The 25,140-nt window shown below is 65.1% G+C and carries 22 protein-coding genes; 13 read left to right on the plus strand and 9 right to left on the minus strand.

Translation table 11 applies throughout. The features are described 5' to 3' along the window. Positions 1 to 45 precede the first annotated feature (45 nt). The 6 genes from ACLHZ1_RS12215 to ACLHZ1_RS12240 form a co-directional block, all read right to left on the minus strand. Positions 46 to 498 (minus strand): Rrf2 family transcriptional regulator, encoded by a 453-nt coding sequence (locus ACLHZ1_RS12215; protein WP_427262303.1) that lies wholly within the window; start codon positions 496 to 498, stop codon positions 46 to 48. Positions 499 to 778: 280 nt separating this feature from the next. Continuing rightward, positions 779 to 1,618 carry a PfkB family carbohydrate kinase gene (locus ACLHZ1_RS12220; RefSeq protein WP_427262304.1) on the minus strand — a complete coding sequence of 280 codons (840 nt, stop codon included), beginning with the start codon at positions 1,616 to 1,618 and terminating at the stop codon, positions 779 to 781. 109 nt (positions 1,619 to 1,727) lie between these two features. Further along, positions 1,728 to 2,843, minus strand: a complete 1,116-nt coding sequence (gene ald, locus ACLHZ1_RS12225) for an alanine dehydrogenase (protein ID WP_427262305.1) — start codon at positions 2,841 to 2,843, stop codon at positions 1,728 to 1,730. Between the two features lie 43 nt (positions 2,844 to 2,886). Next, positions 2,887 to 3,606, minus strand: a complete 720-nt coding sequence (locus ACLHZ1_RS12230) for a glutamine amidotransferase-related protein (protein WP_427262306.1) — start codon at positions 3,604 to 3,606, stop codon at positions 2,887 to 2,889. A gap of 51 nt (positions 3,607 to 3,657) precedes the next feature. Further along, a complete protein-coding gene (locus ACLHZ1_RS12235) occupies positions 3,658 to 5,154 on the minus strand; it encodes a CoA-acylating methylmalonate-semialdehyde dehydrogenase (RefSeq protein ID WP_427262307.1) in 1,497 nt (498 codons plus the stop codon). 95 nt (positions 5,155 to 5,249) lie between these two features. Beyond that, positions 5,250 to 6,581, minus strand: a complete 1,332-nt coding sequence (locus ACLHZ1_RS12240) for an aspartate aminotransferase family protein (RefSeq protein WP_427262308.1) — start codon at positions 6,579 to 6,581, stop codon at positions 5,250 to 5,252. Between the two features lie 174 nt (positions 6,582 to 6,755). On the opposite strand from ACLHZ1_RS12240, the gene ACLHZ1_RS12245 reads away from it, so the two are divergent. The 6 genes from ACLHZ1_RS12245 (at position 6,756) to ACLHZ1_RS12270 (ending at position 11,842) form a co-directional block, all read left to right on the plus strand. Next, positions 6,756 to 7,298, plus strand: a complete 543-nt coding sequence (locus ACLHZ1_RS12245) for a cupin domain-containing protein (protein WP_041999052.1) — start codon at positions 6,756 to 6,758, stop codon at positions 7,296 to 7,298. A 122-nt stretch (positions 7,299 to 7,420) separates the two neighbouring features. Beyond that, on the plus strand, positions 7,421 to 8,920 hold the full coding sequence (locus ACLHZ1_RS12250; protein ID WP_427262309.1) for an aldehyde dehydrogenase: 1,500 nt from the start codon (positions 7,421 to 7,423) through the stop codon (positions 8,918 to 8,920). A gap of 121 nt (positions 8,921 to 9,041) precedes the next feature. Then, positions 9,042 to 9,206 carry a hypothetical protein gene (locus ACLHZ1_RS12255; RefSeq protein ID WP_167335479.1) on the plus strand — a complete coding sequence of 55 codons (165 nt, stop codon included), beginning with the start codon at positions 9,042 to 9,044 and terminating at the stop codon, positions 9,204 to 9,206. A gap of 132 nt (positions 9,207 to 9,338) precedes the next feature. Further along, complete coding sequence (rarD, locus tag ACLHZ1_RS12260) at positions 9,339 to 10,241, plus strand: EamA family transporter RarD (protein ID WP_427262310.1); 903 nt, start codon at positions 9,339 to 9,341, stop codon at positions 10,239 to 10,241. A 105-nt stretch (positions 10,242 to 10,346) separates the two neighbouring features. Continuing rightward, positions 10,347 to 11,162 carry an AraC family transcriptional regulator gene (locus ACLHZ1_RS12265; RefSeq protein WP_427262311.1) on the plus strand — a complete coding sequence of 272 codons (816 nt, stop codon included), beginning with the start codon at positions 10,347 to 10,349 and terminating at the stop codon, positions 11,160 to 11,162. A 50-nt stretch (positions 11,163 to 11,212) separates the two neighbouring features. Beyond that, positions 11,213 to 11,842 carry a LysE family translocator gene (locus tag ACLHZ1_RS12270; RefSeq protein ID WP_408796860.1) on the plus strand — a complete coding sequence of 210 codons (630 nt, stop codon included), beginning with the start codon at positions 11,213 to 11,215 and terminating at the stop codon, positions 11,840 to 11,842. 108 nt (positions 11,843 to 11,950) lie between these two features. On the opposite strand, the gene ACLHZ1_RS12275 is transcribed toward ACLHZ1_RS12270, so the two are convergent. Next, positions 11,951 to 13,369, minus strand: a complete 1,419-nt coding sequence (locus tag ACLHZ1_RS12275; RefSeq protein WP_427262312.1) for a PLP-dependent aminotransferase family protein — start codon at positions 13,367 to 13,369, stop codon at positions 11,951 to 11,953. 160 nt (positions 13,370 to 13,529) lie between these two features. Here ACLHZ1_RS12275 and ACLHZ1_RS12280 point away from each other — a divergent pair, with 160 nt between their 5' ends. From ACLHZ1_RS12280 to ACLHZ1_RS12290, 3 genes are read left to right on the plus strand one after another with little or no spacing between them, the layout of a single operon-like run. Then, entirely contained in the window at positions 13,530 to 14,720 is a 1,191-nt protein-coding gene (locus ACLHZ1_RS12280) for an ATP-grasp domain-containing protein (RefSeq protein WP_427262313.1), read from the plus strand. Then, complete coding sequence (locus ACLHZ1_RS12285; protein ID WP_427262314.1) at positions 14,717 to 15,970, plus strand: ATP-grasp domain-containing protein; 1,254 nt, start codon at positions 14,717 to 14,719, stop codon at positions 15,968 to 15,970. Before ACLHZ1_RS12280 ends, ACLHZ1_RS12285 begins: the two co-directional genes overlap by 4 nt. Positions 15,971 to 15,981: 11 nt before the next feature. Beyond that, complete coding sequence (locus ACLHZ1_RS12290; RefSeq protein ID WP_427262315.1) at positions 15,982 to 17,223, plus strand: MFS transporter; 1,242 nt, start codon at positions 15,982 to 15,984, stop codon at positions 17,221 to 17,223. On the opposite strand, the gene ACLHZ1_RS12295 is transcribed toward ACLHZ1_RS12290, so the two are convergent. Next, positions 17,196 to 17,912 (minus strand): chromophore lyase CpcT/CpeT, encoded by a 717-nt coding sequence (locus ACLHZ1_RS12295; protein WP_427262316.1) that lies wholly within the window; start codon positions 17,910 to 17,912, stop codon positions 17,196 to 17,198. The two genes, ACLHZ1_RS12290 and ACLHZ1_RS12295, sit on opposite strands and share 28 nt — an antisense overlap. 394 nt (positions 17,913 to 18,306) lie before the next feature. Between ACLHZ1_RS12295 and ydfZ the strand changes: the two genes are divergently transcribed. The 4 genes from ydfZ to ACLHZ1_RS12315 all read left to right on the plus strand — a co-directional run bounded on the left by ydfZ (position 18,307) and on the right by ACLHZ1_RS12315 (position 22,041). Continuing rightward, positions 18,307 to 18,504, plus strand: a complete 198-nt coding sequence (ydfZ, locus tag ACLHZ1_RS12300) for a putative selenium delivery protein YdfZ (RefSeq protein ID WP_427262317.1) — start codon at positions 18,307 to 18,309, stop codon at positions 18,502 to 18,504. Between the two features lie 380 nt (positions 18,505 to 18,884). Continuing rightward, entirely contained in the window at positions 18,885 to 19,412 is a 528-nt protein-coding gene (locus ACLHZ1_RS12305) for a winged helix-turn-helix transcriptional regulator (RefSeq protein WP_427262318.1), read from the plus strand. Continuing rightward, complete coding sequence (gene fabF, locus ACLHZ1_RS12310; RefSeq protein ID WP_427262319.1) at positions 19,409 to 20,686, plus strand: beta-ketoacyl-ACP synthase II; 1,278 nt, start codon at positions 19,409 to 19,411, stop codon at positions 20,684 to 20,686. The genes ACLHZ1_RS12305 and fabF overlap by 4 nt, the downstream gene beginning before the upstream one ends. A gap of 404 nt (positions 20,687 to 21,090) precedes the next feature. Then, positions 21,091 to 22,041: a transposase gene (locus ACLHZ1_RS12315; RefSeq protein WP_427262320.1), complete on the plus strand. Its 951-nt coding sequence runs from the start codon at positions 21,091 to 21,093 to the stop codon at positions 22,039 to 22,041. Positions 22,042 to 22,918: 877 nt separating this feature from the next. On the opposite strand, the gene uvrD is transcribed toward ACLHZ1_RS12315, so the two are convergent. Further along, a complete protein-coding gene (gene uvrD / locus ACLHZ1_RS12320; protein WP_427262321.1) occupies positions 22,919 to 25,090 on the minus strand; it encodes a DNA helicase II in 2,172 nt (723 codons plus the stop codon). Between the last annotated feature and the right edge of the window lie 50 nt (positions 25,091 to 25,140).

The raw sequence follows: 25,140 nt of genomic DNA on the forward strand, positions 1-25,140 counted from the left end.
AAGGGGCCCGCAGGCCCCTTCTCCACCACGCAGCGGCGGCTCGTTTCAGCCCACCACCAGCAGCTGATCCTGCTCCAGCCCCAGCAGGTGACAGAGCCGGGTCGGATCGCTCACCACATCGGCCAGGGTGTACTCCCCCAGTACCTCGAGGAAGGCGTTCATCGCCTTGCGCAATATGCCCTGGATGCGGCAGCCGCCGGCCAGGCGGCAGTTGTCCGTCTTGCAGTAGGCGGGGCAGAGGATGTTCTCCATGTCCATCACCACGTCCCGCAGGTTGATGGAGACGGCGGCGCGGCCGAGACGAATGCCGCCATGCTTGCCGCGCACCGTCTCTATGTACCCCTTGATGCCGAGCTGATGCACTATCTTGACCACGTGATTGCGGGAGATGGCGAAGGTGTCCGCCACCTCTGTGATGGTCGACAGCCGATCCGCCGGCTGCAATGCCAGGAAGGTCAGGGTGCGCAGGGCATAGTCGGTAAAACGGGTCAGTTGCATGCTGGATCTGCCTCTCACTACAGCCGGAAATCGGACAAAGAGACCGGAGGGGGACGGCGGTCGGGACCGGGCTCCCTGAGGTTGAGGCTCCAAGGTTAAGAGCTGCCGCAGCGGGTGTCGATGAAGATGCACATAAATCGACACTTTCTTTGATTGATCGCAAACTTGCCGACTTGTACCGCCGTTTGCCCCGCTTTCAGCAGCAATCGGCGCAAGGAAGCGCGAGGATAAAGGGGGGCGAAATCCCCGGGATCCCGGCCCCGGATCAGGCGGCGCGGCCTCAGTGACCCTGGGCCAGCCAGCTCTTCAAGGCCTGGGAGGGGATGGAGCTCTGGCTGGCGACCGCGAAGGCGCCCCAGTCCACCGCGCATTGCAGCGCATCCGCCATGGCCATGCCCCGGGCCAGGCCATGGATCAGCCCGGCGGCGAAGGCATCCCCCGCCCCCGTGGTATCCACCACGGAGACGGGGCGGGCCGCCACCCGGATCCGCTCCTCGCCATGGATGGCGACCGCCCCCTCCTTGCCCTCCGTCAGCACCAGCCACTGCAACTTGTCACCGGCCAGGGTCAGGGCATGGGCCCAGGGGTCGGCTAGCTCCCCCAGATCGGAGCGCGACGCCACCAGCAGGTGACAGGGCCTGGGGTGCTTGCCCCCCTTGGGATACTGGGCCACCACCAGGCACTGCTCCAGCATGGCGGTCATGTACTGGGCCACTGCGCCCCCCGGGTAGTTTACATAGAGGCAGTCCACCCCGCGTTGGGGCAGCTGGCCCGGCAGATCCGGGCGGCGGGGCTGGCGCAATATGGTGCGCTCCCCGGTGGCATCCACCAGGATGAGCAGCTCGCCGGTCTCGCCGCCAAATCGCTCCACATGCTGGCAATCCAGGCCGTGGCCGCGGGCCTCGGCCAGCAGCCAGTCACCGGTCTCGTCCAGGCCGATGCGCGAGGCGATGGCGACCTGGTGCCCGGCCCACACCAGCCCTATGCCGGTATTGGCGGCGCCGCCCCCCAGCCGCCGCCCCTGATCCACGTAGTGCAGGCGGGCCCCGGCCACCAGGGGTTCAGAGAGGGAGAGCACGTGGTCACAGTTGAGATTGGCGAGCAGCAGGATGCGGGACATGGGGAAACCTCCGGGAGAGCGAAGGCTCATTATAAAGAGAAAGGGCCATGACGGCCCTCCCGGGGATGGCAGGGTTTGTGAACCCGCTCAAGCTTTCGCCGCGACCGGCTCAGCCCAGTACCGATTCGGCGCTGGCGTATTCGTAGCCCAGCGCCTGGGCCACCGCCTGCTGGGTCACCCTGCCCTTGAACACGTTCAGGCCGGCCCTCAGGTGCTTGTCCTCCTTGAGCGCCTGGACATAGCCCTTGTCCGCCAGCGCCAGCACGAACGGCAGGGTGGCATTGGTGAGGGCGAAGGTGGCGGTGCGCGCCACCCCTCCCGGCATGTTGGCCACGCAGTAGTGGATGATGCCATCCACCACATAGGTCGGCTCTTCGTGGGTGGTGGGGTGGGAGGTCTCGAAGCAGCCCCCCTGATCGATGGCCACGTCCACCAGCACAGAGCCCTTGCGCATCAGTCCCAGCATGGCGCGGGTCAGCAGCTTGGGCGCCGCCGCCCCCGGGATCAGCACGGCGCCGATCACCAGATCCGCCTGGGCCAGGCAGGCCTCGATGTTGACCCGGGTCGAGTAGAGGGTCTTGAGGGCCGGGCCGAACAGACCATCGAGCTCCCGCAGCCGCGGCAGGGACTTGTCGAGCAGGGTGACATCGGCCCCCAGCCCCAGGGCCATGCGCGCCGCGTTGATCCCCACCACACCGCCACCCAGCACCACCACCCGGGCGGGGGCCACACCAGGCACGCCGCCGAGCAGGGTGCCGTTGCCTCCCTGGGCCTTCTCCAGGCTGTGGGCCCCGGCCTGGATCGCCATCCGCCCCGCCACCTCGGACATGGGGGCCAGCAGCGGCAGGCCGCCACGCTCGTCGGTCACCGTCTCGTAGGCGATGGTCACGGCGCCCGAATGGACCAGCAGCTGGGTCTGCACCGGATCCGGTGCCAGGTGCAGGTAGGTGAACAGCAGCTGATCCGGGCGCAGCAGCTCGCACTCCTCCGGTTGCGGCTCCTTCACCTTCACTATCATCTCGGCCCGGGCGAAGATCTCCGCCGCGCTGGCCACCAGCTCGGCTCCCGCCCCCTGGTACTCGGCATCGGACAGGCCGATCGCCTCGCCCCCCTGCCGCTGCACCAGTACCTGGTGGCCCCGGGCCGTCAGCTCCTGCACCCCGGCGGGGGTCATGCCGATGCGGTATTCGTGGTTTTTGATTTCCTTGGGTACGCCAATGATCATCTCGATGCTCCTGCGTTCGTCCTTGTCCCCCGCCGGCGCCCCGCTATGGCCGAGCCGGCAGCATGCCTAAAAATCGCAACAACCAGCCCAGCATGATGTTGGAGTCCACCTCCTGCTCCAGGGAGGCGAGGAAGGCCTGATAGCGTTCCGGCGCCAGACTCTGCTGCCGCTTCTCGATCAGCGCCCTGTCATAGTCCACCGAGAATTCGGGGTGGCCCTGAATGGCAACGATGTGCTCCCCCTGGCCAAACATGAAGTTCGGACAGAAATCATTGCCCGCCAGGCGGCGCCCGCCAGAGGGCAGGCGCATCACCTGATCCTGATGGCTGGCGAGGATGCGGATCCGATCCAGCCCGGGCTGCATCCAGGGCTCACTCGCCAGCATGGCATTGCTGGCCACCCCCAGTCCCCAGCCCTTGTCGGACTTGCCCACCTCGCCCCCCAGGGCCTGGGCGATCAGCTGATGGCCGAAGCAGACTCCCGCCAGCTTGACCCTGGCCTCATCTGCCCGGCGCACCCACTCCCGCAGCGCCACCACCCAGGGGGCATCGCTATAGGCGTCGTGGCGCGAGCCTGTGATGAGCCAGCCATCGCACTCGTCCAGATCGGTCGGCAACTCGCCATCCAGGGCCGACCAGACCCGAAACGCCAGATGGGGCGCCAGGGCCCTGAATCCCTCGATAAACATCCCGGAATAGACCCGGCCAAACTGCTGCTCGAACTCGGGGTCCAACCGATCACAATCGAGAATTCCCAGTCGCATCCTTCACTCCTTTGCGTCACATCAGGGGCCGACCGAAATCGGCCCTGGGCCCTATTTCATGGTCGGCATGGAAAATTCGGCGCCGGCGCGCAGGCTCTGGGGCCAGCGGGCGGTCACCGTCTTCATCTTGGTGTAGAAGCGTACCCCATCCGGCCCATGCATGTTGAGCGGCCCGAAGAGGGATCGCTTCCAGCCACCGAAGCTGTGAAACGCCATGGGCACAGGGATGGGGACGTTCACCCCTACCATACCGACCTGCACCCGGGTGGTGAAGTCCCGCGCCGTGTCGCCGTCGCTGGTGAAGATGGCGGTGCCGTTGCCGTACTCGTGCTCGTTGATGAGGCGCAGGGCCGTCTCGTAGTCAGGCGCCCGCACGATGGCGAGCACGGGGCCGAAGATCTCCTCCCGGTAGATGCGCATCTCGGGGCCGACCCGGTCGAACAGGCTGCCGCCGATGAAGTAGCCCTCGCCGTGACTCACCCCACGGCCATCCACCACCAGCTCGGCCCCCTCGGCCACCCCCTGATCCACGTAGCCGCGCACCCTGGCCAGGTGCTCGCGGCTGATGAGGGGCCCCATCTCGTTTTCCGGACTCTGGCCGAGGCCGGGCCCGACCCGCAAGGTTTCCACCAGGGGGGCCAGCTTGGCCACCAGGGCATCGGCGGTCTCGTCCCCCACCACCAGGGCCACCGAGATCGCCATGCAGCGCTCGCCGGCCGCGCCATAGGCCGCCCCCATCAGGGCGGAGACCGCCTGGTCGAGATCCGCATCTGGCATCACCAGCATGTGGTTCTTGGCGCCGCCCAGGGCCTGCACCCGCTTGCCGTGAGCCGAGGCGGTGGCATAGATGTATTCGGCGATGGGAGTGGAGCCGACGAACGACACCGCGGCCACCCTGGGGTCGGTCAGCAGCACGTCCACCACCTCCTTGTCGCCGTTGACCAGGTTCAGCACCCCGTCCGGCAGGCCCGCCTGTTTGAGCAGCTCGGCCATGCGCAGGGAGAGGGACGGATCCTTCTCGGAAGGCTTGAGGATGAAGGTGTTGCCGCAGGCCAGGGCCACCGGGAACATCCACAGCGGCACCATGGCCGGGAAGTTGAACGGCGTGATGCCGGCGCACACCCCCACCGGCTGCATCAGGGAGTAGCTGTCCACCCCCCGGCCCACGTTGAGGGAGTGCTCCCCCTTGAGCAGATGGGGAATGCCGCAGGCGAACTCCACCACCTCCAGCCCCCGGGTCAGCTCACCCTGGGCGTCTGAAAACACCTTGCCGTGCTCGCGACTGATGAGCCGGGCCAGCTCGTCCCTGTGCTGCTCCATCAGCTCCTTGAAGCGAAACAGCACCCGGGCCCGCACCAGGGGCGGGGTCTGGGACCAGGCGGCGAAGGCGCCCTCGGCGCTGGCAATCGCCTCGGCACACTCGGCGGCGGTGGAGAGGGCCACCGTGCCCTGCTGCTGGCCGGTGGCCGGATCGAAGATGGCCCCGAAACGCTCGCTGCGGCTCTCCCTCGTCTCGCCGTCGATGAAGTTGTCAATTCTGTAACTCATAAATCCTCCGTGATGGGTCATTGCTCCTCCCTCTGCCGCGCCGAGAAGGGGCGGGGGGATGGCGCCCAGGGCGGGGTCATCCCGGGTGACAAGGGTCAGTCCTGGGCCTGCAGGGCGTCCTGCAGCAGGGTGAAGAGGTCGTCGATCTCGCTGCGTTCGATGATGAGGGGGGGCGACAGGGCGATGATGTCGCCGGTCACCCGGATAAGCGCCCCCTTCTCGAAGCAGCGCACGAACACCTCGTAGGCCCGCTTGCCCGGCGCATCGGGTATGGATTCCAGCTCTATGCCCGCCACCAGGCCGTAGTTGCGCACATCCTTCACATGCTTGCAGCCCCTGAGGGAATGGGCCGCCTCCTCCCAGTAGCCCGCCAGCTCGGCCGCCCGGGTCAGCAGGTTTTCATTGCGGTAGATCTCGAGGGTGGCCAGACCCGCGGCCGCCGCCACCGGGTGACCCGAGTAGGTGTAGCCGTGGAACAGCTCGATGGCCCCCTTGCCCGCCGCCATCATGTCGTCATGGATATGGTTCTGTACCAGCACGGCCCCCATGGGGATGGCGCCGTTGGTGAGCCCCTTGGCGCAGGTGATCATGTCGGGGATGACATCGAACTCCTGGGCCGCAAAGGGGGAGCCGAGGCGGCCGAAGCCGGTGATCACCTCGTCAAAAATCAGCAGGATGCCGTGCCTGGTGCAGATCTCCCGCAGCCGCTTGAGGTAACCCTTGGGGGGCATGATGACGCCGGTACTGCCGGCGATGGGCTCGACGATGACGGCGGCTATGTTGCTGGCGTCATGGAGGAAGACGATCTTCTCCAGCTCGTCGGCTAGGGTGAGATCCTCCTCGGGCAAGCCCCTGGTGAAGGCATTCTTGGCGATATTGAGGGTGTGGGGCAGATGATCCACCCCGCCGAGCAGGGAGCCGAACCACTTGCGGTTGCCGGGAATGCCCCCCACCGAGATGCCGCCGAAGCCCACCCCGTGGTAGCCGCGCTCACGGCCGATGAGCCGGGTGCGGGTGCCCTGACCGCGGGCCCGCTGCCAGGCCAGGGCGATCTTGAGCGCCGTGTCCACCGATTCCGAACCCGAGTTGGTATAGAAGACGTGGCCGAAGCCCTTGGGGGCTATCTCCACCAGCTGGTTGGCCAGCTCGAACGGCAGGGGATGCCCCATCTGGAACGTGGGGGCGAAGTCGAGGTGGGCGATCTGCTGGGAAACCGCCTCGGCGATCTCGCGGCGACCATGGCCCGCGTTGCAACACCAGAGGCCGGCGGTGCCATCCAGTATCTTGCGACCATCCTCTGCGCGATAATACATGCCCTCGGCAGACTTGAGGATCCGTGGCGCCGCCTTGAACTGCTGGTTGGCGGTGAAGGGCATCCAGAAGGCGGACATGTCCGCCGGCGTATTGATGTCACTGACAACTTTCATGGTCACCTCATCCTTAAGGTGTTTAGCTACTCAGGGTGATCGACTATTAAATTAAACACCTGTATCCATAAAAAAGGGCGCTATGCTGCCCAGTGATGGTGTCACCCCGACCAGGGTGGTATAAGATATTTAACACAAATTCAATAATAGTAAACACTCGAGGAGAACAGAAGGATGGATATAGGTCAACGCCTCAAGGCGGTCCGCACCAAGGCGGCCCTGTCCCAGCGCGAACTCGCCAAGCGCTCGGGGGTGACCAACGGCTTTATCTCCCAGATAGAAAAAAATCAGGTCAGTCCCTCGGTCGCCTCCCTGCGCAAGGTGCTGGAAGGCATTCCCATGTCCCTGGCCAGCTTCTTCACCGACGAGACGGCCCTCGACTCCGAGGTGGTCTTTCGCGCCGCCGACATGCCGGATCTCGGCAGCCACCCCATCAGCTACCGCCTGGTGGGCCACAGCCGGGCCAATCGCGCCATCGGCATGTTGCAGGAGAGACTGCCCCCCGGCGCCGACACCGGCGATGACATGCTCAGCCACGACGGCGAAGAGTGCGGCATCGTCATCCAGGGCCGGGTCGAGGTGACCATAGGCGAGCAGATCCACCTGCTCGGGGCTGGCGATGGCTACTACTTCGACAGCCGAACCCCGCACCGTTTTCGCAACGTCGACGAGCAGGAGTGCGTGCTGATCTCCGCCAACACACCGGCCACCTTCTGATCCGGGTCGGCGGCTATCCTGGCCACCCGCTGTTTAAGAAGTTGTTACAAGCCGGATTTACAGGCGGCGAAATGTTTAGCATATTGATACGCGGATGACCTTTGCACGTTCAAGGAGCGAACATGAGTGATATGAACCTGGCCCAGTGGCAATACCGACAGGCCCAGCTGACCCTCCCCACCCAGGCGTTCATCGACGGCAGCTACCGGGATGCGGTCAATGGTGCCACCTTCGAGTGCATCAATCCGGCCAATGGCCAGCTGCTGGCCAACGTCGCCGCCTGCGATGCCGCCGATGCCGAGCTGGCGGTCAAGGCCGCCCGCGCCGCCTTCAACGACAGGCGCTGGGCGGGACAATCCCCCAAGGAGCGCAAGCTGGTGTTGCAGCGCTTCGCCGAGCTGATGCGGCTCCACCGGGTCGAGCTGGCGCTGCTGGAATCCCTGGACATGGGCAAGCCCATCTCGGATGCCATGGGTTACGATGCCCCCGCCGCCGCCAACTGCATCGCCTGGAACGGCGAGGCCATCGACAAGCTCTATGACGAGGTGGCCCCGGTCGAGGAGGGCGCCCTGGCCCTGGTGACCCGGGAGCCGCTCGGGGTGGTGGCCGCCATCGTCCCCTGGAACTTCCCCCTGGTGATGGCGTGCTGGAAGCTGGGCCCGGCGCTCGCCACCGGCAACTCCGTCATCCTCAAGCCGTCGGAAAAATCCCCCCTCACCGCCCTGCGCATCGCCGGCATCGCGAAAGAGGCGGGCATCCCGGACGGCGTCTTCAACGTGCTGCCGGGCTTTGGCCATACCGTGGGCGAGGCGCTCGCCATGCACATGGATGTGGACTGCATCACCTTCACCGGCTCCACCCGGGTCGGCAAGCATCTGGTGCAGTGCTCCGGTAAATCCAACCTCAAGCGCGCCTTTATGGAGTGCGGCGGCAAGAGCCCCAACATCATACTGGCGGATGCGCCGGATCTGGACGCTGCCGCCAAGAGCGCCGCCGCCGCCATCTTCTACAACCAGGGCGAGGTGTGCACCGCCGCCTCCCGGCTGCTGGTGCAAAACAGCATCAAGAGCGACTTCATCGAGCGGCTGCTGGTCCATGCCAGGGAGTGGGTCGCGGCGGATCCCCAGGATCCCGCCACCCGCATCGGCGCCATGGTGGATGGCATCCAGATGGAGCAGGTACTGCGCCATATCGAGATAGGCAAGCAGGAGGGGGCCAGGCTGCTGCTCGGCGGCGAGCGCACCCGGGAGGAGAGCGGCGGCTTCTACATAGCCCCCACCATCTTCGATGAGGTGACCCCCCAGATGCGCCTCTTCCGCGAGGAGATCTTCGGCCCCGTGCTCGCCATCACCGGCTTCGATACCCTCGAGGAGGCCATTGCCCTTGGCAACGACACCGACTACGGCCTGGCCGCCGCCATCTGGACCGCGGATCTCAACAAGGCGATCAAGGGCTCCCGCGCCCTGCGCGCCGGTACCGTGTTCGTCAACAACTGGGACGGCGGCGACATGACCATGCCCTTTGGCGGCTTCAAGCAGTCGGGCAACGGCCGCGACAAGTCCCTGCACGCCCTGGAGAAATACACAGAGCTCAAGAGCACCTGGATACAGCTCGAGTCCTGAACCTGGCACCGGAATGGACATGGAAGGGGGGCTTGCCCCCCTTTCTCGTTTTTCCCCTTCCCTCACCCGAGTCGATTGATATAATCATCAGCTACACAAACCCTTCAATATCAAGATAAAAATGCTTTTTCTCGTGGGAAGCGTGCTGCTGCTGGTGATAGGGCTGCCACTGCTGTTTTTCCTGCTGGGTCAGGGGGAAGCCTATGTCACCTGGGGCCCCTGGATTTCGGCCATAGTGCTTATGCTGTGGGTGTTGCTGGATATCGGCAAGATCCGCCGGGGGTGAGGCGAAGTGCCGGATCCCCGGCCATAAGTTGCCTGTTAATCACTATTTAATCGCTTCTTTCCCGCCCCCGGGATGGCTAAACTGCGGGTTTGGCGATGTCAGTCACATCCGCCGTCCAGCGAAGGTCATCCAATGCCACAACAGATCCAGCGCCAGGGCATCCTCTATGCCCTGTGCGCCTATACCCTCTGGGGCATAGCCCCCGTCTACTTCAAGCTGATCGCCGAGGTGCCCGCCGCCGAGATCCTCACCCACCGCATCATCTGGTCCTGTGCCCTGCTGGTGATCCTGGTGCTGCTGGGTCGCCAGTGGTCCAAGGTGCGCGCCGTGCTGCGCAAACCCAGGGTCTTGATGACTCTGGCCCTGACCTCTACCGTGGTGGGCGGCAACTGGCTGCTGTTCATCTGGGCCATCAACAATGGCCACATGCTGGATGCGAGCCTGGGCTACTACATCAATCCCCTGTTCAACGTGCTGCTCGGCATGGTGTTTCTCGGGGAGAAGCTGCGCCGCCTGCAGTGGTGGGCCGTGGGCCTCGCCTTCATCGGCGTGGCGGTGCAACTGATAGCGTTCGGCTCCCTGCCCTGGATCGCCCTGGTGCTGGCCAGCTCCTTCGCCTTCTATGGCCTCATCCGCAAGAAGCTGGCCCTGGATGCCCTCACCGGGTTGCTGCTGGAGACCCTGATCCTGCTGCCCCCGGCGGCCATCTATCTGTGGGGCATAGCCGACAGCCCCACCAGCCATATGGCGGACAACAGCCTCTACCTCAACCTGATGCTGATTGCCGCCGGCGCCGTCACCACGGCCCCCCTGCTCTGCTTCACCGCCGCCGCAACCCGGCTCAAGTTCTCCACCCTGGGGTTCTTCCAGTACATAGGGCCCAGCCTGATGTTCATCCTGGCGGTCACCCTGTATGGGGAGGCGCTGCGCACCGACAAGCTCATCACCTTCGCCTGCATCTGGAGCGCCCTGGTGCTGTTCAGCCTGGACGGCCTGCGCAGCAGCCGGCGCCCGCCCCAGCCGGCGGCCCGATAAACCGGCAGACACACCCGGCATTGGCCGGGTGTGTGCTGTCTGGCCTCGCCCCGGGATTGCAATAATCTACAAGCGTCCCGCCTTCATCTGGGGTATTGATAGGGGATGAAACCCATAGCCCCCATTCACTACTGGCACTCCCCCCACCTGCCGGGGCTGGAGCTGTCCCACTCCCATCACAGGGAGTTCAGCTATGGCCGTCACGTCCATCTGGACTATCACGTCGGCCTGGTGCAGCGCGGCGGCCAGAAGTTCATCCACAAGGGCAACAGCCACGCCCTGGTGCGCGGCGAGCTCTCCACCGTCAATCCCGACGAGATGCACGACGGCCTGAGCCTGCTGCCGGAAGGGTACGAGGTGCGGGTCTTCTCCATCGATCCCGCCACCCTGGCAAACTGGCTGCCCGGTGGCGAACACTTCTTCGACCGAGCCCTGCAGCGGCGCCCGGATCTCTACGCCGGTTTCGCCCGCCTGCACATGTACCTGGAAGATCCCCTGGCCGACGGCCTGCTGGCCCAGAGCACCCTGCTGACCCTGCTCGGGGATCTGCTGCACCTGACGCCCGGCGAACACAGGCTGTCGGATCCCCAGCTCAAATTCCTGCGTGAGCACCTGCTGGACAGACTGGATCAACCCCACAACCTGGAGGATCTCGCCGCCCTGTTCGGGCTGGATCGCTTCGCCTTCCTGCGTCAGTTCAAGAAGAAGAGCGGCATGACCCCCTATGCCTGGCTCAAGCGGCTGCGGCTCGAGCGCAGCAAGGCCCTGCTCGCCCGGGGCATGGCGGTGAGCGAGGTGGCGCTGGCGGTGGGTTTCTTCGATCAGAGCCATTTCCACCACGGCTTTCGCCAGGCCTTCGGCATCACGCCGGCGCACTACCGCCAGCAGATGCAATCTTTTACAAGCCGCGGCCATCCCTGAGCTGGCAAGCTCTTCTCCTCATCGCCGGCACCATAAAGGAAAGCGCCCCCATGCAGAGCCTGTTCATCACCCTGGGACTCCTCCACCTCATCGCCCTGGCCAGCCCTGGGCCCGATTTTGCCTTGATCCTGCGCACCAGCCTGCACAGGCCCACCGCCCTGGGGGCCGCCATCGGCATCGCCCTCGCCATCCTGTTGCACGCCACTTTCAGCCTGACCGGCATCAGCCTGCTGATCGCCAGCCACCCCTGGTTGTTCACCCTGGTGCGGCTGGTCGGCGCCCTCTATCTGGGCTGGCTCGGCTGGGGTGCCCTCAGGGCCGCCTGGCAGGGTGGCGAGGCCGACCGTCTGCAGGCGGGGGGCGAACGGGGCGGACTGGCCCTCGGCATTCGGCGCGGACTCGCCACCAATCTGCTCAACCCCAAGGCGTTGCTGTTCTTCGTCGGCCTGCTGGCGGCCATGGTCACCCCCCAGGTGGGCGGCCTGACCCGGGGTCTGCTGATCCTGGAGCTGTTCCTGCTCTCCCTCGCCTGGTTCGGCCTGCTCGCCTGGTGCCTCTCCACCCCGCGAGCCCAGCGCCTGCTCGGCCGGGTGCAGCGCCCCCTCAATCTGGTGACCGGCCTGCTGTTTGGCGCCGTCAGTCTCTCCATCCTGGGCGGCATGGCCGAGCAGCTCATTTAGCGCGGCCCTCCCTCAGGGGCCAGGCCCCGGCCTGCTGTTTGGGTGCCCGGTCGCAGTCTCTCCCTCCCGGGCGGCATGGCCGAGCAGCTCATTTAAGCGCGGCCCCCCTCAGGGGCCAGGCCCTCGCCCCGCCTCTTGCAGCAGCCGACCCAGCCGCGCCATCAGCTCGTGGTGATCCGTGTGAGCCAGGTTGAGCCGCATATGGCGTTGCCCCTCCTCGCTCCGGGTGAAGAGGGAGCCCGGCGCCAGGGCGATGCCTTCGGCCAGGGCCGACTGGGCCAGGGTCTCGCTGTTGACCCCGTCCGGCAGCCGCACCCAGCGAAACAGGCCCCCCTGGCCATCGAACTCCAGCCCACAGCCCAGCCCCGCCAGCCAGTCGTCGACGCGCCCCCCCGCATCGCACAGCCGCTGGCGGATCCGCCGCAGCTGCCGGTCGTAGTGGCCATCTCGCAGCAGCCCGGTCAGCATCCGCTCCCCTATCTCCATGGTCACTCCGCCGCACACCTGTTTCAGGCCGGCGAGGCTGGCGGCCAGGGCCGGGCTGGCCGCGACGAAGCCCAGCCTGAGGTTGGCGCTGAGCAGCTTGGAAAATCCCGACACATAGGTCACCCGATCCCAGCCCCCCAGGCTGGCCAGCCGGGGCACCCCCTCCCCGAGCAGATCCCCATAGAGGTCATCCTCGATCAGATGGCAATCCCAGCGGGACAGCAATGCCAGCAGGCTGAACGCCTGGGCGGGCGAGAGCGACTGGCCGGTGGGATTGTGCAGCAGGCCTGAGGTGAGATAGAGCCGCGGCTTCTCCTCCCTGAGCCAACGCTCCAGCAGGGGCAGATCGGGGCCATTCGGGGTGCGGGGCAGGGAGAGCACCCGGGCGCCATGCAGACTCAGGACGCCGTGGAAGTTGAAGTAACAGGGGTCATCCACCAGCACGGTATCCCCGGGGCGCAACAGCAGGCGCAGCAGCAGATCCAGCGCCTGCATGGTATTGGCCGTGGTCACCAGCTGGCCCGGGGTCAGCGCCATGCCGAGCACCGCCAGCCGATCCCTCAGGGTCTCGCGCAGGGGGCGATAGCCGGCGGCATCGCCATACTCGGCCAGTCTGAGGTTGGGCTGCCGACTCACCTGGCGCAGGGCCTGGCGCAGGTTGTCACCATCGAGCCAATCGGCGGGCAAGAAGCCGCAGCCGGGACGGCTCGCCCCCTGCTCGCCGATCAGGGCGCGCCGGGAGACGCTCAGAAAATCCTGGGGCAGCAGTTGCCCCAGGCTGTCGCCATCCGGCACCGGGCCACGGCGGGAGACGAAATAGCCCCGCCCCTGGCTGGCATGGACCAGCTGCTGGCCCTTGAGCCGGTCCAGGGCATCCACCACGGTGAACTTGCTCACCCCGAACTGGCGCGTCAGGGCATGGATGGAGGGGAGCCGCGTCCCCATGGGCAGCACGCCCTCCCGGATCAACTGGCCGAGGTGGTCCGTGATTTGAACCACCTTGGGCTCCCCTGGCCTGAATGCCAACGCTGGGATCATCATGGCTGCCTCCTTGCGCAACTTTACCGGCCACTTTACCGGCAAAGTAATGCCAAATGAATACCGTCCTTCCCTGCCCCCCCATAGGGGGCGAGATTAGAGTTGCCCGATTCTCCGACTTCGCCGCCCGCACGGCGCACCACTTCCAGGTGGAGTATCACCCATGAACATCGTCATCCTGCACCGGCTGCCCTATGGCAAGATCCGCTACGACCAGGTGATAGACCAGGGCGTGCACCGGGTCGATTACCTCTGCCTGCCCGGCGGCGCGGCAGACCTTCCCCCCGGGAGTCACCATCATGAGGTCGCCAGCTTCGAGGCCGAGGCGCTGGCCCGCCAGTGCGCGTCCCTGCTGCAACGGGCCGATCGGCTGATCGCCCGCTCCGAGTACGAGCTGCTGGCGGCCGCCCAACTGCGCGAGCGTTTCGCCATCCCCGGGGATAGCCCGGCGGCCATACTGCCCCTGCGCGACAAGTGGGCCATGCGCCTGCGCTGTCGCGACGCCGGTATCCCCCAACCCGACTTCTGGTCTCTGGCGGCCTTTGCCCGCCTGCCGGACAGTCCCGGCTGCTTCGTGCTCAAACCCAGGCTGGAAGCCTCCAGCACAGGGATAGTGATGGGAGACAGGCGCAGGCTGCTCGACGCCATCGGCCAGCTGACCCGCCCGGACGACTACTTCGTCGAGGCTTTCATCCCTGGCAGCATCTGTCATCTGGACGGCTTCCTGCGCGATGGCGAGGTCGTGCAATCCATCACCAGCCGCTATGTGGGCAACTGCCTCGACTACGCCGGGGGCGCCCCCCTGGGCTCGGTCCAGATAGCCCCCCAGCCGCAGATGGAAGTGCTGCTGCGCCAGACCCTGGCCGCCCTGGGCCAGGCGCAGGGCTGCTTCCACTTCGAGCTGATCCAGGATGAGGCGGGCCGGGTCCATTTCCTCGAGACCGCCTGCCGGGTCGGCGGGGCCGGGGTCGCCGATACCTTCGCCCTGAGGACGGGGCTCAACCTCTATCACATCGACCTGCAATACCAGCTCCACGGGGAGATCACCCAGCAGGCGGCCCCCCTGACCGACACCCACTACGGCTGGTTCGTCTACCCGGCCCACCACAGGGGCGAGACCCAGCGCATCCACTTTGACCACGGCCGCTGGGGCGCCCTGCTGCACAGCTGGCATCAGGCGACACCTGTGGCGGCACGCCCCGGCAGCATCAGCTACGCCACCGGCGCCACCCCCTTGTCCGGCATAGTGCAGGGCCGGGCCGAGGCCCTGCCCCTGGCCCTCGGCGCCCTGCTGGAGCAGACCCGAGTGGAATACATTTCGACCCCGCTCGCGCGGATGGAGGCATCAGCATGACCCCCTGTTTCGTCATCGTCGGTTACAACAATGTGCGCATCTATGATGTCGCCAAGCTCCGCCAGCAGGCCCACAACCGGTTCGACTGCCAGCTGGTGCTGGTGGTGGAGCGGGCCAGCCTGCAAGACTGGCAGGCCGCCGATCTGGTGATCCAGGCGGAGCTCGGCCAGAGCCCCGCCCTGGCGCGGGTGTGCGAGGCCCTGGCCGAGGCGGCCATGACGCCGGTCGGCATACTCCCCTTCTCCGATCGAGGGGTACCGCTCGGTGCCCTGCTGGCCCAGCACTACCGGCTGCCCGGCGCCCGGCCAGAGGCGGCCCTGGCGGGTCTGGACAAGGGGCGCTTTCGCGCCATGGAGGCCGAGGAGCCCGCCCCGGATCACTATCTGCCCCTGACGGCCCGGGCCATCGACAGCCTCGAATCCCTGATCGCCACCCGGGAGGCATTGGGCGGCAGCGGCTTCATCAAGCCGGTGGCCGAGGGCAACAGCCGGGGCTGCATGGCGGTTCATCAGCACACCGACTGCGCCGCCGTCTGGGCCGAGCTCGCCCCCTATCACGCCAGCGGCATCATGATGGAGCCCCTCATCGAGGGGGCGCGGGAATTTAGCTGGGACTATGTGGCCGGTTGCCGCTGGCTGACCGAGAAGCACACCACCCAGGGGGAGTACCGCGCCGAGTACCAGCAGATAGTGCCGGCCCGGCTCACCCCGGAGCAGACCCGCTGGCTCAATCAGGCCGGGGGCTTCATGCGTCGGCTGCTGGCCGAGGAGTGGGGGGCCTATCACAACGAGCTCTTCCTGCGCGAGCAGGGAGCCAGCGCGGTGGAGAGCAACATGCGGCCGGCGGGGATGCACATCTGGGATCTCGCCGCCCTCAGCTTCGAGGCGTTCGACCCCTGGCAGCGCTGGCTGCACTGGGCCCGCACGGGGCAGACCCACAGCGCCCTGCCCCGCCAGCTGGGCTATAGCGGGATCCGCATGTTGCGCCCGCGCCAGAGCGGCACCCTGAGCCGCCAGGCCGATATCCCGCGCCTCGCCCAGGCCCTGGGCATCACCCTGCATCAGGGGAGCTACAGCAAGGCCGTGGGGAAGCGGGTCAGCGCCAGGGTGACCGACAATGGCGGCTTCATGGGCCAGATAGTGTTGCACCATGCCGACTACCCGACCCTGCTGGCCTGGCTCGACACCCTGGCCGACGCCATCGAGGCCGACACCCAGATCGCCTGCGACCAGCCGGTCGTCCACTGTTGAGGAGGCAGGCCATGCAGGGAATGCGCTTCTCCGTCTTTCTGGGCTCCCGCATGCTGTCCGGGCTCGGCGATCAGATCCTCCAGTTTGCCGTGCCCCTGCTGGTCTATCGCAGCACGGGGAGCGTCGCCCTCTCCGGGCTGGCCTTCTTCATCGAATGGCTGCCCCGCCTCATCTCCCTGCCCCTGGCGGGGGTGTTTGCCGATCGGGTCGGTGGACGGCGCGTCTACATACTGGCCGATGGCCTGAGGGCGGGGGCCTGCGTCGTCACCGCCCTCATCATGACCCTGTGGCCCGGCAGCGGCATGGCCCCCATCATGGTGATGATGGCGCTGTGCGCCTTCTGCTATGCCCAGGCCTTCATCGCCCTCGAGACCACCCTGCCCCAGCTGGTGCCCCCCGCCGACATGGCCAAGGCCCAGAGCTGGTTGCAGGTCACCAACAACGGGGCCAGCGTGCTCGGCCCCGCCTTGGCCGCAGCCCTGCTCATCTGGCTGCCGGCCACCCAGCTGCTGTGGGGATGCGCCCTGGGCTTCACCCTGAGCGCCACCGGCGTGCTGGGGCTGACCCGGGGTGCCGCCCCCGCCGCCCACAGCCAGAGCCAACGCCGGGCCCTGCTGCCCGAGCTGCGAGTCGGGCTCGGCGCCCTGCTGGCCCAGCCCATACTGCTGCGCCTGGTGGGGCTCGCCATGCTGGTCAACCTGATCGTCGGCCTGGCGCTCGCCACCGCCGCCCCCATGACGCTGGGGCTGTTTGGCCAGAGCGATCAGACCCTGGCCAGCGTCCAGCTCACCATGGGATGCATCTCCATCGGCGCCTTCCTGCTGATGCCCTGGCTGCTGCGCCGGGTCGCCGTCTACTGGATTGGGCAGCTCGCCTTCCTGCTGATCCTGGCCGGGGGCCTCATCATGGCCATGGCCCCGAGCTTCGGCTGGTATCTGCTGGGATGCGGCCTCAGCTACGGCCTGTGCGGCCTGTTCAATGTCTTCATTCGCACCGAGCGGCTGCACTGGATAGCGGAACAACAGCGGGGCAGGGTGATCAGCCTGATGGTGCTGCTCAATCAGCTCAGCCTGCCCCTGGCCGGCCTCATCATCGCCCTGCTGGGAGACAGGGTGGCGGTGCAGGAGATCTTCCTGATGGCGAGCCTGGTGTGCGCCCTGGGCTACCTGCTGCTCTATCGCGCCCTGGCGGGCGCCGCCCGGACCCGGGCCCTGCCCGAGCCGACTCAGCCGGTGGCGGGCAGCCGCAGGTAGAGATAGCCCTCCCCCGGGCTGCCCCAGCGTGGCTGGCCCGCCTCGTCGTAGGCCCTGTCCAGCAGCCGGATCCTGTCCTTGCCTATCCAGATGTACTGCACCAGGGTGGCGGCGCCGCCAAACTCGGTCGGGCAAAGGCCTATGTCGCTGCGGCCCCGATAGTCGCCGGAAGGTTGGCGATGCAGCCAGATGTCGCAGCCGCCGCGCAGGGAGAGCTGGGAAGGGGTGAGGCCTGCGAGCAGGTCGGGATCCCGCCAGGCACCGGCAAAGTCGCTGGCCCTGGGCATGGTCAGCTCGCTCATCAGAACCCGCCCTCCTGGGCCCGCGCTGAAACGGTAGATGCGCTGGCGAAAGGGTCGCTCGGGGCGCCCGGCCAGGCTCTGCTCGGCATAGACCCAGCGCACCCCGGCCCCGCCGGGCCAGATCTCTGTCAGCCTCAGGGTGGCATTGGCGAAGCGCGGGTCATAGCCGGCCTGCTCGGCATTGCTGAACTCGCCGCGAAACCAGGAGAGCAGCGGCTCCATGCTGCTCTGGCTCGCCGACGCGGCCGGGCGCGCCACAAAGGGGGTGGGGGCCGCCCATGCCAGAGCGGAGCAGAGCAGAGCAGCGCGAGCAGGGCCGCCATCGCCGTGACCATCGAATCCATCCGAATCATTTTCATGGCGGCGATTATATGAGCTATCGCTCACAAAAACAGCAAGCCAGATCAAACCCTTAAAGATCCCGGCCGGGCCGCTTCCCCTCTCGGTCACCTCTCTGGCCGCTAGGCCGCCAGGGCCCGACTTGTCGCCCGGCAGGGCGGCGCGCCAGATGTCGTTCTGGTGGGCGTCCCGCCTTTTCTCTGCTTTTCTCTGCTCCCACCCCCCCCCCCCTCTCCCCTACCTTTTCATTTTGGGACACCCACCTTTTTGATATCGACAGCCAACCTCGCTGTGACACGCACAAAAAGATGGGTGTCCCAGATTGCCCCTCCAGATTGCCCTTTTTTTGATCTGTGACACGCATCCCACTTTTTTGGAGGCGTAGTCTGGGTCCGCTGTCCTCGGCACAGGGCCGGGACACACATCAGAAAAGGAGAATGCCATGAAGATCTATGATAGAAACCGCAATGTGCTGACCCTTGGCCAGCGCGTCATGATTGCCGCCACCGGCGCCGTCGACACCCTGAAGGAGGCTCGCACCGACAACATGACTCCCTATGAGGCGGAGCATGAGAAGTGCGTGCTGCTGGCCAACACGCAAGAGCGTTATGCGCCCATCGAGTTGATTAGACTAGGCTGATACCCAGTTCCAACTGTCACCCTACTCTTTACAATTCACCCGGCCGTCGCACCCTCGGCATGGCGGCCGGGTTTCTGGCTCCCCCTGTTTCTCCGAGATGTGCTCGCGCCATATCCCCATCATCTGACGGTAATGCCTTGTCCAAAAAGATGGGTGTCCCAGATTTCCTCGCCCCATTGCCGGGAGCCAGACCCCACGGCGCACCCTGCCCCCCTCGGCAGCCGCCTGGCGATGGCATGTCCGACAAGGTGGGTGTCCCAGATATCCCCTCTCCAAGGTGTCGCATAGCATCGCCCACCACCGGACGGCACGAGTTACTTGCATAATGGAAGTAAGGGCCGTATGGTTACTTCCATTATGCAAGTAACCTGATAGCCCATATGCGCAAGAAGAGTCTGAGTGAACAGCAGTGCCCCATCGCCCGCAGCCTGGATCACGTCGGCGAGTGGTGGAGTCTGCTGATTATCCGCGATGCCATGCATGGCCTGTCTCGCTTCGATGAATTTCAAAAGAGCCTTGGCATCTCCCCCAACATACTGACCCGGCGCCTGACCGCCCTGGTCGAGGGGGGCCTGATGGAGAAGCGGCTCTACTCCGAGCGCCCCCCTCGTTATCAATATGCACTTACCCCCCGCGGCCAGGATCTCAGCGCCGTGCTGATTGCGCTGCTCACCTGGGGCAACAACCACCTGGCGCCCGAGGGGGCCAGCATCCAGCTGAGGGATACCCAGACGGGCGAGCTGGTCGAGCCCATGCTGGTGGACAGGCGCACCGGTCAGGAGATTTCACCCTCGCGCCACACCCTGGTGCCGGGACCGGCCGCCAGCGACGGCATGAAGCAGCGTCTGCGCCATACCAATGGCGTGATGAGCGGCGATAACCCTTCGAAACAGGAATCAGAATCATGAGCTCAACTCGCATCGTGGTGACAGGAATGGGAGCGGTGACCCCGCTTGGATCTGGGGTGGAAACCGTGTGGCAGCGGCTGCTGGCGGGCCAGTCCGGCTTGCGCCGCCTGCCGGAGGCCTTCACCGAAGGGCTGGCCGCCAAGGTGGGCGCCATGGTTCCTACCTTGGCCGAGGATCCCGTGGCCGGGTTTGACCCCGATGCCGTGGTGTCGACCAAGGAGCAGAAGAAGATGGACCGCTTCATCCTGTTTGCCATTGCCGCGGCCAAGGAAGCCCTGTTGCAAGCCAACTGGGCCCCCGAGACGGCGGCGGAGCAGGAGCGCACCGCCACCATCATCGCCTCGGGCATCGGCGGCTTCCCCGCCATCGTCGATGCGGTGCGTACTACGGATGAACGGGGACCCCGCCGGCTATCTCCTTTCACCATTCCCTCGTTTCTGGTCAACATGGCAGCGGGCCATGTCTCCATCAACTTCGGCTTCAAAGGGCCGCTCGGGGCACCGGTCACGGCCTGCGCCGCCGGGGTGCAGGCCATTGGCGACGCCGCCCGCCTCATTCGTTGCGGTGAGGCCGACATCGCCATCTGTGGCGGGGCCGAGGCCACCATAGACCGCGTCAGCCTGGGCGGGTTTGCCGCCGCCCGCGCCCTGTCATCCGCCTATGCCGATGATCCCGAAGCGGCCTCCCGCCCGTTCGATGTCAACCGCGACGGGTTTGTGATGGGCGAAGGGGCCGGGATCCTGGTGATTGAATCACTGGAACACGCCCTGGCCCGGGGCGCCACCCCCATAGTGGAGCTGGTGGGCTATGGCACCAGTGCCGATGCCTATCACCTCACCGCCGGCCCGGAGGATGGAGACGGCGCTCGCCGCGCCATGATGGCTGCCCTGGCTCAGGCCGGCATTCAGGGGGCGGATGTCCAGCACCTCAATGCCCATGCCACCTCGACTCCAGTGGGTGACAGGGGGGAGCTGGCCGCCATCAAACGCGTCTTTGGCGATGACAACCAGATTGCGGTGACCTCCACCAAGTCCGCCACCGGCCACCTGCTGGGGGCCGCCGGGGGGATAGAGGCCATCTTCACTGCGCTTGCCATTCGCGATCAGCGAGTGCCCGCCACCCGCAACCTGCTGCAACCCGACCCCCTCGCCGAGGGCCTGGATATAGTGCGTGGCGCGGCTCGTGACATGCGGATCGAGCACGCCATCTCCAATGGGTTTGGCTTTGGCGGCGTGAATGCCAGCGTGCTGTTCAAGCGCTGGCAGGGGGCCTGATCTCGCCGGCACTTTTCATCTTGGGACACCCACCTTTTTGATATCGACAGCCAACCTCGCTGCGACACGCACAAAAAGATGGATGTCCCAGATTTCCTCCATCTGCTGGGAACCGCCGGGGGGATAGAGGCCATCTTCACCACCCTGGCCATTCGCGATCAGAGAGTGCCTGCAACCCGACCCCCTCGCCGAGGGCGTGGATATAGTGCGTGGCGCGGCTCGTGACATGCGGATCGAGCACGCCATCTCCAATGGGTTTGGCTTTGGCGGTGTGAATGCCAGCGTGCTGTTCAAGCGCTGGCAGGGGGCCTGATCTCGCCGGCACTTTTCATCTTGGGACACCCACCTTTTTGACAGCGCTTTAGCTCTGTTCTTGACTGAAAGGGGAATCGCAGGAGGGTGCCATGACCATCGCCCATTCACGTCAAATCAGTTTGCAGGATACGCCTTACTACCATGTGGTCAGTCGCTGTGTGCGGCGGGCTTTCTTGTGTGGTGAAGATGCCCACTCCGGCCAGAGCTACGAGCATCGTCGTCAGTGGGTGGTCGACAAGCTGGGCCAGCTGTCGCGGCTGTTTGCCATCAGCGTCTGCGCCTATGCGGTGATGAGCAACCATTACCATCTGGTGCTCAAAGTCGAACCAGACACTGCCGCCAGCTGGAGCGAACGGGAGGTGGCAGAGCGCTGGGCTGCACTGTTCCAATGGCCGCTGCTGGTACGGCGCTGGTATCAAGGGGAATCTCTGATTGAGCCTGAACTGGCAGTCGTGCAACAGCTGATAACCCAATGGCGTGAACGGCTGCATTCCATCAGCTGGCTTGTTCGATTGCTCAATGAAACCCTGGCCCGCCAGGCAAATCGGGAGGATGGTTGCAAGGGGCATTTCTGGGAAGGACGCTTCAAGAGTCAGGCCTTGCTCACCGAGTCTGCCCTGTTGGCCTGCATGGCCTACGTGGACCTCAATCCAATACGAGCCGCGATTGCCGACAAGCCCGAACAGAGCGACTACACCAGCATCAAGCAGCGCCTAGATGAAACACCAACAAGCGACGCCTTGCCTCCGCTATTGCTGCCATTTGCCAGCCAGGGAAAACCGGATGGCTTGCCCCATACCTTCGTTGACTACCTGGCGCTGGTCGACTGGACAGGTCGCGTCATCCGAGCCGACAAGCGAGGCCATGTACCGGCTCACCTTGCGCCTATCCTGCAACGGCTGGGCCTTGATGCTGCACAATGGTTGAGACAAGTGACATTGTTTCGGCGACAAGGCATCAGAGCCGTGGGTGACAGGGAGCATTGCCAACAGTTTGCGCAGCACTGTGGCCAGCAACGATGTCACCAGCCGCCTCCTTGAATCCCTCCTCCTCTTCAAATCAAACCCCGGCATGTCATCCGATGCCGGGCATGACTGTGTCTGAATAAGAGTTTTAGCGCCAGCGCAGCCCTGGCCCACCCAGATCCAGGAACATTCTCGCTCTCAGTCCGCCACAACATCGACAGCCAGCTTGGCTGCGCCTCACTCAAAAAGGTGGGTGTCCTAGATTTTCCTAGATTTTCAGAATCTTTTGGTTATGGGCAGTAAGACCTGGTACAGACCTCTACTCCTCCCGTCGCACCGAAACCAGAAAATAACTCACCAAGTAGGATTGCTATCGCTACGGCTAAAGCACTGTAGCTGGCTGATGTGGCTAGTACGTCCATAAGAAAAACCTGAGGCGTCAAATCACCTTTCTCTTTCATCGCCTGATACTTAACACTGGATATGAACAAGAAAAGTAGGGAAAAGGACACCGTGGGATATGAGTTCACTAGAAACAGTAATGCGATGGGAATGAGGAAAATCCATGATCCAGTCGCAATGATGGCGAGAAGAGCTCCTATTGCGACAAACCCTCCTATTGCCATAAGCAATAACTCGAACACATCCATATTTTCCCCTGAAAAATATCCTTGTCAGTAAATTTCACTTTTCCAATATAGGTGTCCAGTACCCGCTTCGGCGGCTTTTTTCATTTCTGAGGATTCCCCATGGCCAGCAATGACACCGATATCCAGCTGCAGATCCCCGCCACTGTTGAAGGGCTGGTCGAGATCAGCGTCAGGGAAATAGGACACGAGGAGAAATAGGACACCCACCGTTTTGAGCGCCGCGTAGCGGTCAACGAGCCCATAAGCCCAAACAAAAAGGAGCCATCGGCTCCTTTTCACATCACGGGCGAGTGCGCTGCGCCCTACAGCGCCTCAAGACGGGCATACGCCGTCACCAGCCACTTGGCGCCGACGTCGTCGAACTGGATCTGCACCCGGCTCTGCTGGCCGACCCCTTCGAAGTTGAGCACTATGCCTTCGCCGAATTTCGGATGGAGCACCCGCTGGCCGAGCTTGATACCGTTGGCGTCGAAGCTTTGCTGCACCTCGTTCTGGCTGAAGCGGCCGTACTGGGTGGGGCGACTGACCTGGGTGCGCAGCCGGATCTCTTCCAGACACTCGGCGGGCATCTCGCGGATAAAGCGGCTCGGCTTGTGGAACATCTCGCGGCCGTAGATGCGGCGGCTCTCCGCATAACAGATGTAGAGCTTCTCCATGGCGCGGGTCATGCCCACGTAACAGAGGCGCCGCTCCTCCTCGAGCCGCCCCGACTCCTCGGTGGATTGCTGGCTGGGGAACATGCCCTCTTCCACACCGACCAGCAGCACCAGGGGATATTCCAGCCCCTTGGCGCTGTGCAGGGTCATCAGCTGCACCGCATCGGCATATTCGTCCGCCTGATTCTCGCCGGATTCCAGCGCCGCGTGGGCGAGGAAGGCGGAGAGATCGCTCATGTCCTCCAGCTCGTCCGGGCGCTGGTACTGACGGCAGGCGGTGACCAGTTCGTCAAGGTTCTCTACCCGCGCCTGGGATTTCTCGCCTTTTTCCGCCAGATACATGGCCTTGAGGCCGGAGTGCTGGATGGCGATATCCGCCTGCTGGTGCAGGGGCAGCAGGGAGACCTGCTCCTCCAGCGCGTCGATAAGATCGACAAAGCCGCGCACCGCGTTGCCGGCGCGGCCGGTCAGCACCTTGTCATTGAGCAGCGCCTTGGCCGATTGCCAGAGGTTCTGGCCCTGATCCCGGGCGTTGTTTCGCAGGATCTCCAGGGTGCGATCGCCGATGCCCCGGGTCGGGGTGTTGACCACCCGCTCGAAGCTGGCGTCGTCGCCACGGTTGTTGATAAGCCGCAAATAGGCCATGGCGTCCTTGATCTCCTGGCGCTCGAAGAAGCGCAGGCCGCCGTAGATGCGATAGGGCATGGCGTCCTGCATCAGCGCCTCTTCCAGCACCCGCGACTGGGCGTTGGAGCGGTAGAGGATGGCGCAGTCGGCCAAGAGGCCGCCTTTTTCCTTCCAGTCCTTGAGGCGGCCCACCACGAAACGGGCCTCGTCCACCTCGTTGAAGGCGGCGTAGAGGGAAATCGGGTCGCCTTCTGCCCCCTCGGTCCACAGCTCCTTGCCGAGCCGCTCCGAGTTGTTGGCGATGACGCTGTTGGCGGCTTTGAGGATATTGGCGGTGGAGCGGTAGTTCTGCTCGAGGCGGATGGTCTCGGCGCCCTGATAGTCGGTCAGGAAGCGCTGGATGTTCTCTATCTTGGCGCCGCGCCAGCCGTAGATGGACTGGTCATCGTCACCGACGATCATCACCCGGCCTGTGTCGCCGGCCAGCATCCGCAGCCAGGCGTACTGGATGCCGTTGGTGTCCTGGAACTCGTCCACCAGTATGTTCTGGAAGCGATCCCGATAGTGCTCGAGGATGTGGGGCTTGTTCAGCCACAGCTCGTGGGCGCGCAGCAGGAGTTCGGCAAAGTCCACCAGCCCGGAGCGATCGCAGGTCTCCTGATAGGTCTTGTAGATCTGCTGATAGGTGCGGGTGACGGGGTCGCCGTAAAGATCGATGTCGCCGGGGCGCAGCCCCTCGTCCTTCTTGCCGTTGATGTAGCCCATCACGGCGCGGGGGGCCCAGTGCTTCTCGTCCAGATTGAGCGCCTTGAGCACCCGGCGAATGAGGCGGTACTGGTCGTCGGAGTCGAGGATCTGGAAGTCCTGCGGCAGCCCCGCATCCAGATGGTGGGCCCGCAGCAGGCGGTGGGCGATGCCGTGGAAGGTGCCTATCCACATGCCGCGCACGCCGTCACCGATCACCTTCTCGACCCGGCCACGCATCTCGGCCGCCGCCTTGTTGGTAAAGGTCACGGCGATGATGGAGAAGGGTGAGCAACGCTCCACCTGCATCAGCCAGGCGATACGGTGCACCAGCACCCGGGTCTTGCCCGAACCGGCACCGGCCAGCACCAGCAGGTTGCAACGGGGGGCCGCCACCGCGTCTCTTTGCTTGTCATTGAGCCCGTCGAGCAGGGTTGAAACGTCCATCACCACTCCTGTTTATTTATACAGGCGGCGATTATACGGCTTGTGGCGCC

Origin of the sequence: Aeromonas sobria, from assembly GCF_050266975.1 — a bacterium.
Taxonomy (GTDB): domain Bacteria; phylum Pseudomonadota; class Gammaproteobacteria; order Enterobacterales; family Aeromonadaceae; genus Aeromonas; species Aeromonas sobria_B.

Excerpts from the sequence above, each read along its gene's own strand:
- ACLHZ1_RS12280 (WP_427262313.1), top strand. The coding sequence starts at position 13,530 with ATGAACATCGTCATCCTGCACCGGCTGCCCTATGGCAAGATCCGCTAC.
- uvrD (WP_427262321.1), bottom strand. The coding sequence starts at position 25,090 with ATGGACGTTTCAACCCTGCTCGACGGGCTCAATGACAAGCAAAGAGAC.
- ACLHZ1_RS12255 (WP_167335479.1), top strand. The coding sequence starts at position 9,042 with ATGCTTTTTCTCGTGGGAAGCGTGCTGCTGCTGGTGATAGGGCTGCCA.
- ACLHZ1_RS12285 (WP_427262314.1), top strand. The coding sequence starts at position 14,717 with ATGACCCCCTGTTTCGTCATCGTCGGTTACAACAATGTGCGCATCTAT.
- ydfZ (WP_427262317.1), top strand. The coding sequence starts at position 18,307 with ATGAAGATCTATGATAGAAACCGCAATGTGCTGACCCTTGGCCAGCGC.
- ACLHZ1_RS12290 (WP_427262315.1), top strand. The coding sequence starts at position 15,982 with ATGCAGGGAATGCGCTTCTCCGTCTTTCTGGGCTCCCGCATGCTGTCC.
- rarD (WP_427262310.1), top strand. The coding sequence starts at position 9,339 with ATGCCACAACAGATCCAGCGCCAGGGCATCCTCTATGCCCTGTGCGCC.
- ACLHZ1_RS12245 (WP_041999052.1), top strand. The coding sequence starts at position 6,756 with ATGGATATAGGTCAACGCCTCAAGGCGGTCCGCACCAAGGCGGCCCTG.
- ACLHZ1_RS12215 (WP_427262303.1), bottom strand. The coding sequence starts at position 498 with ATGCAACTGACCCGTTTTACCGACTATGCCCTGCGCACCCTGACCTTC.
- ACLHZ1_RS12275 (WP_427262312.1), bottom strand. The coding sequence starts at position 13,369 with ATGATGATCCCAGCGTTGGCATTCAGGCCAGGGGAGCCCAAGGTGGTT.
- ACLHZ1_RS12265 (WP_427262311.1), top strand. The coding sequence starts at position 10,347 with ATGAAACCCATAGCCCCCATTCACTACTGGCACTCCCCCCACCTGCCG.
- ACLHZ1_RS12305 (WP_427262318.1), top strand. The coding sequence starts at position 18,885 with ATGCGCAAGAAGAGTCTGAGTGAACAGCAGTGCCCCATCGCCCGCAGC.
- ACLHZ1_RS12240 (WP_427262308.1), bottom strand. The coding sequence starts at position 6,581 with ATGAAAGTTGTCAGTGACATCAATACGCCGGCGGACATGTCCGCCTTC.
- ald (WP_427262305.1), bottom strand. The coding sequence starts at position 2,843 with ATGATCATTGGCGTACCCAAGGAAATCAAAAACCACGAATACCGCATC.
- ACLHZ1_RS12270 (WP_408796860.1), top strand. The coding sequence starts at position 11,213 with ATGCAGAGCCTGTTCATCACCCTGGGACTCCTCCACCTCATCGCCCTG.
- fabF (WP_427262319.1), top strand. The coding sequence starts at position 19,409 with ATGAGCTCAACTCGCATCGTGGTGACAGGAATGGGAGCGGTGACCCCG.
- ACLHZ1_RS12315 (WP_427262320.1), top strand. The coding sequence starts at position 21,091 with ATGACCATCGCCCATTCACGTCAAATCAGTTTGCAGGATACGCCTTAC.
- ACLHZ1_RS12220 (WP_427262304.1), bottom strand. The coding sequence starts at position 1,618 with ATGTCCCGCATCCTGCTGCTCGCCAATCTCAACTGTGACCACGTGCTC.
- ACLHZ1_RS12230 (WP_427262306.1), bottom strand. The coding sequence starts at position 3,606 with ATGCGACTGGGAATTCTCGATTGTGATCGGTTGGACCCCGAGTTCGAG.
- ACLHZ1_RS12250 (WP_427262309.1), top strand. The coding sequence starts at position 7,421 with ATGAGTGATATGAACCTGGCCCAGTGGCAATACCGACAGGCCCAGCTG.
- ACLHZ1_RS12235 (WP_427262307.1), bottom strand. The coding sequence starts at position 5,154 with ATGAGTTACAGAATTGACAACTTCATCGACGGCGAGACGAGGGAGAGC.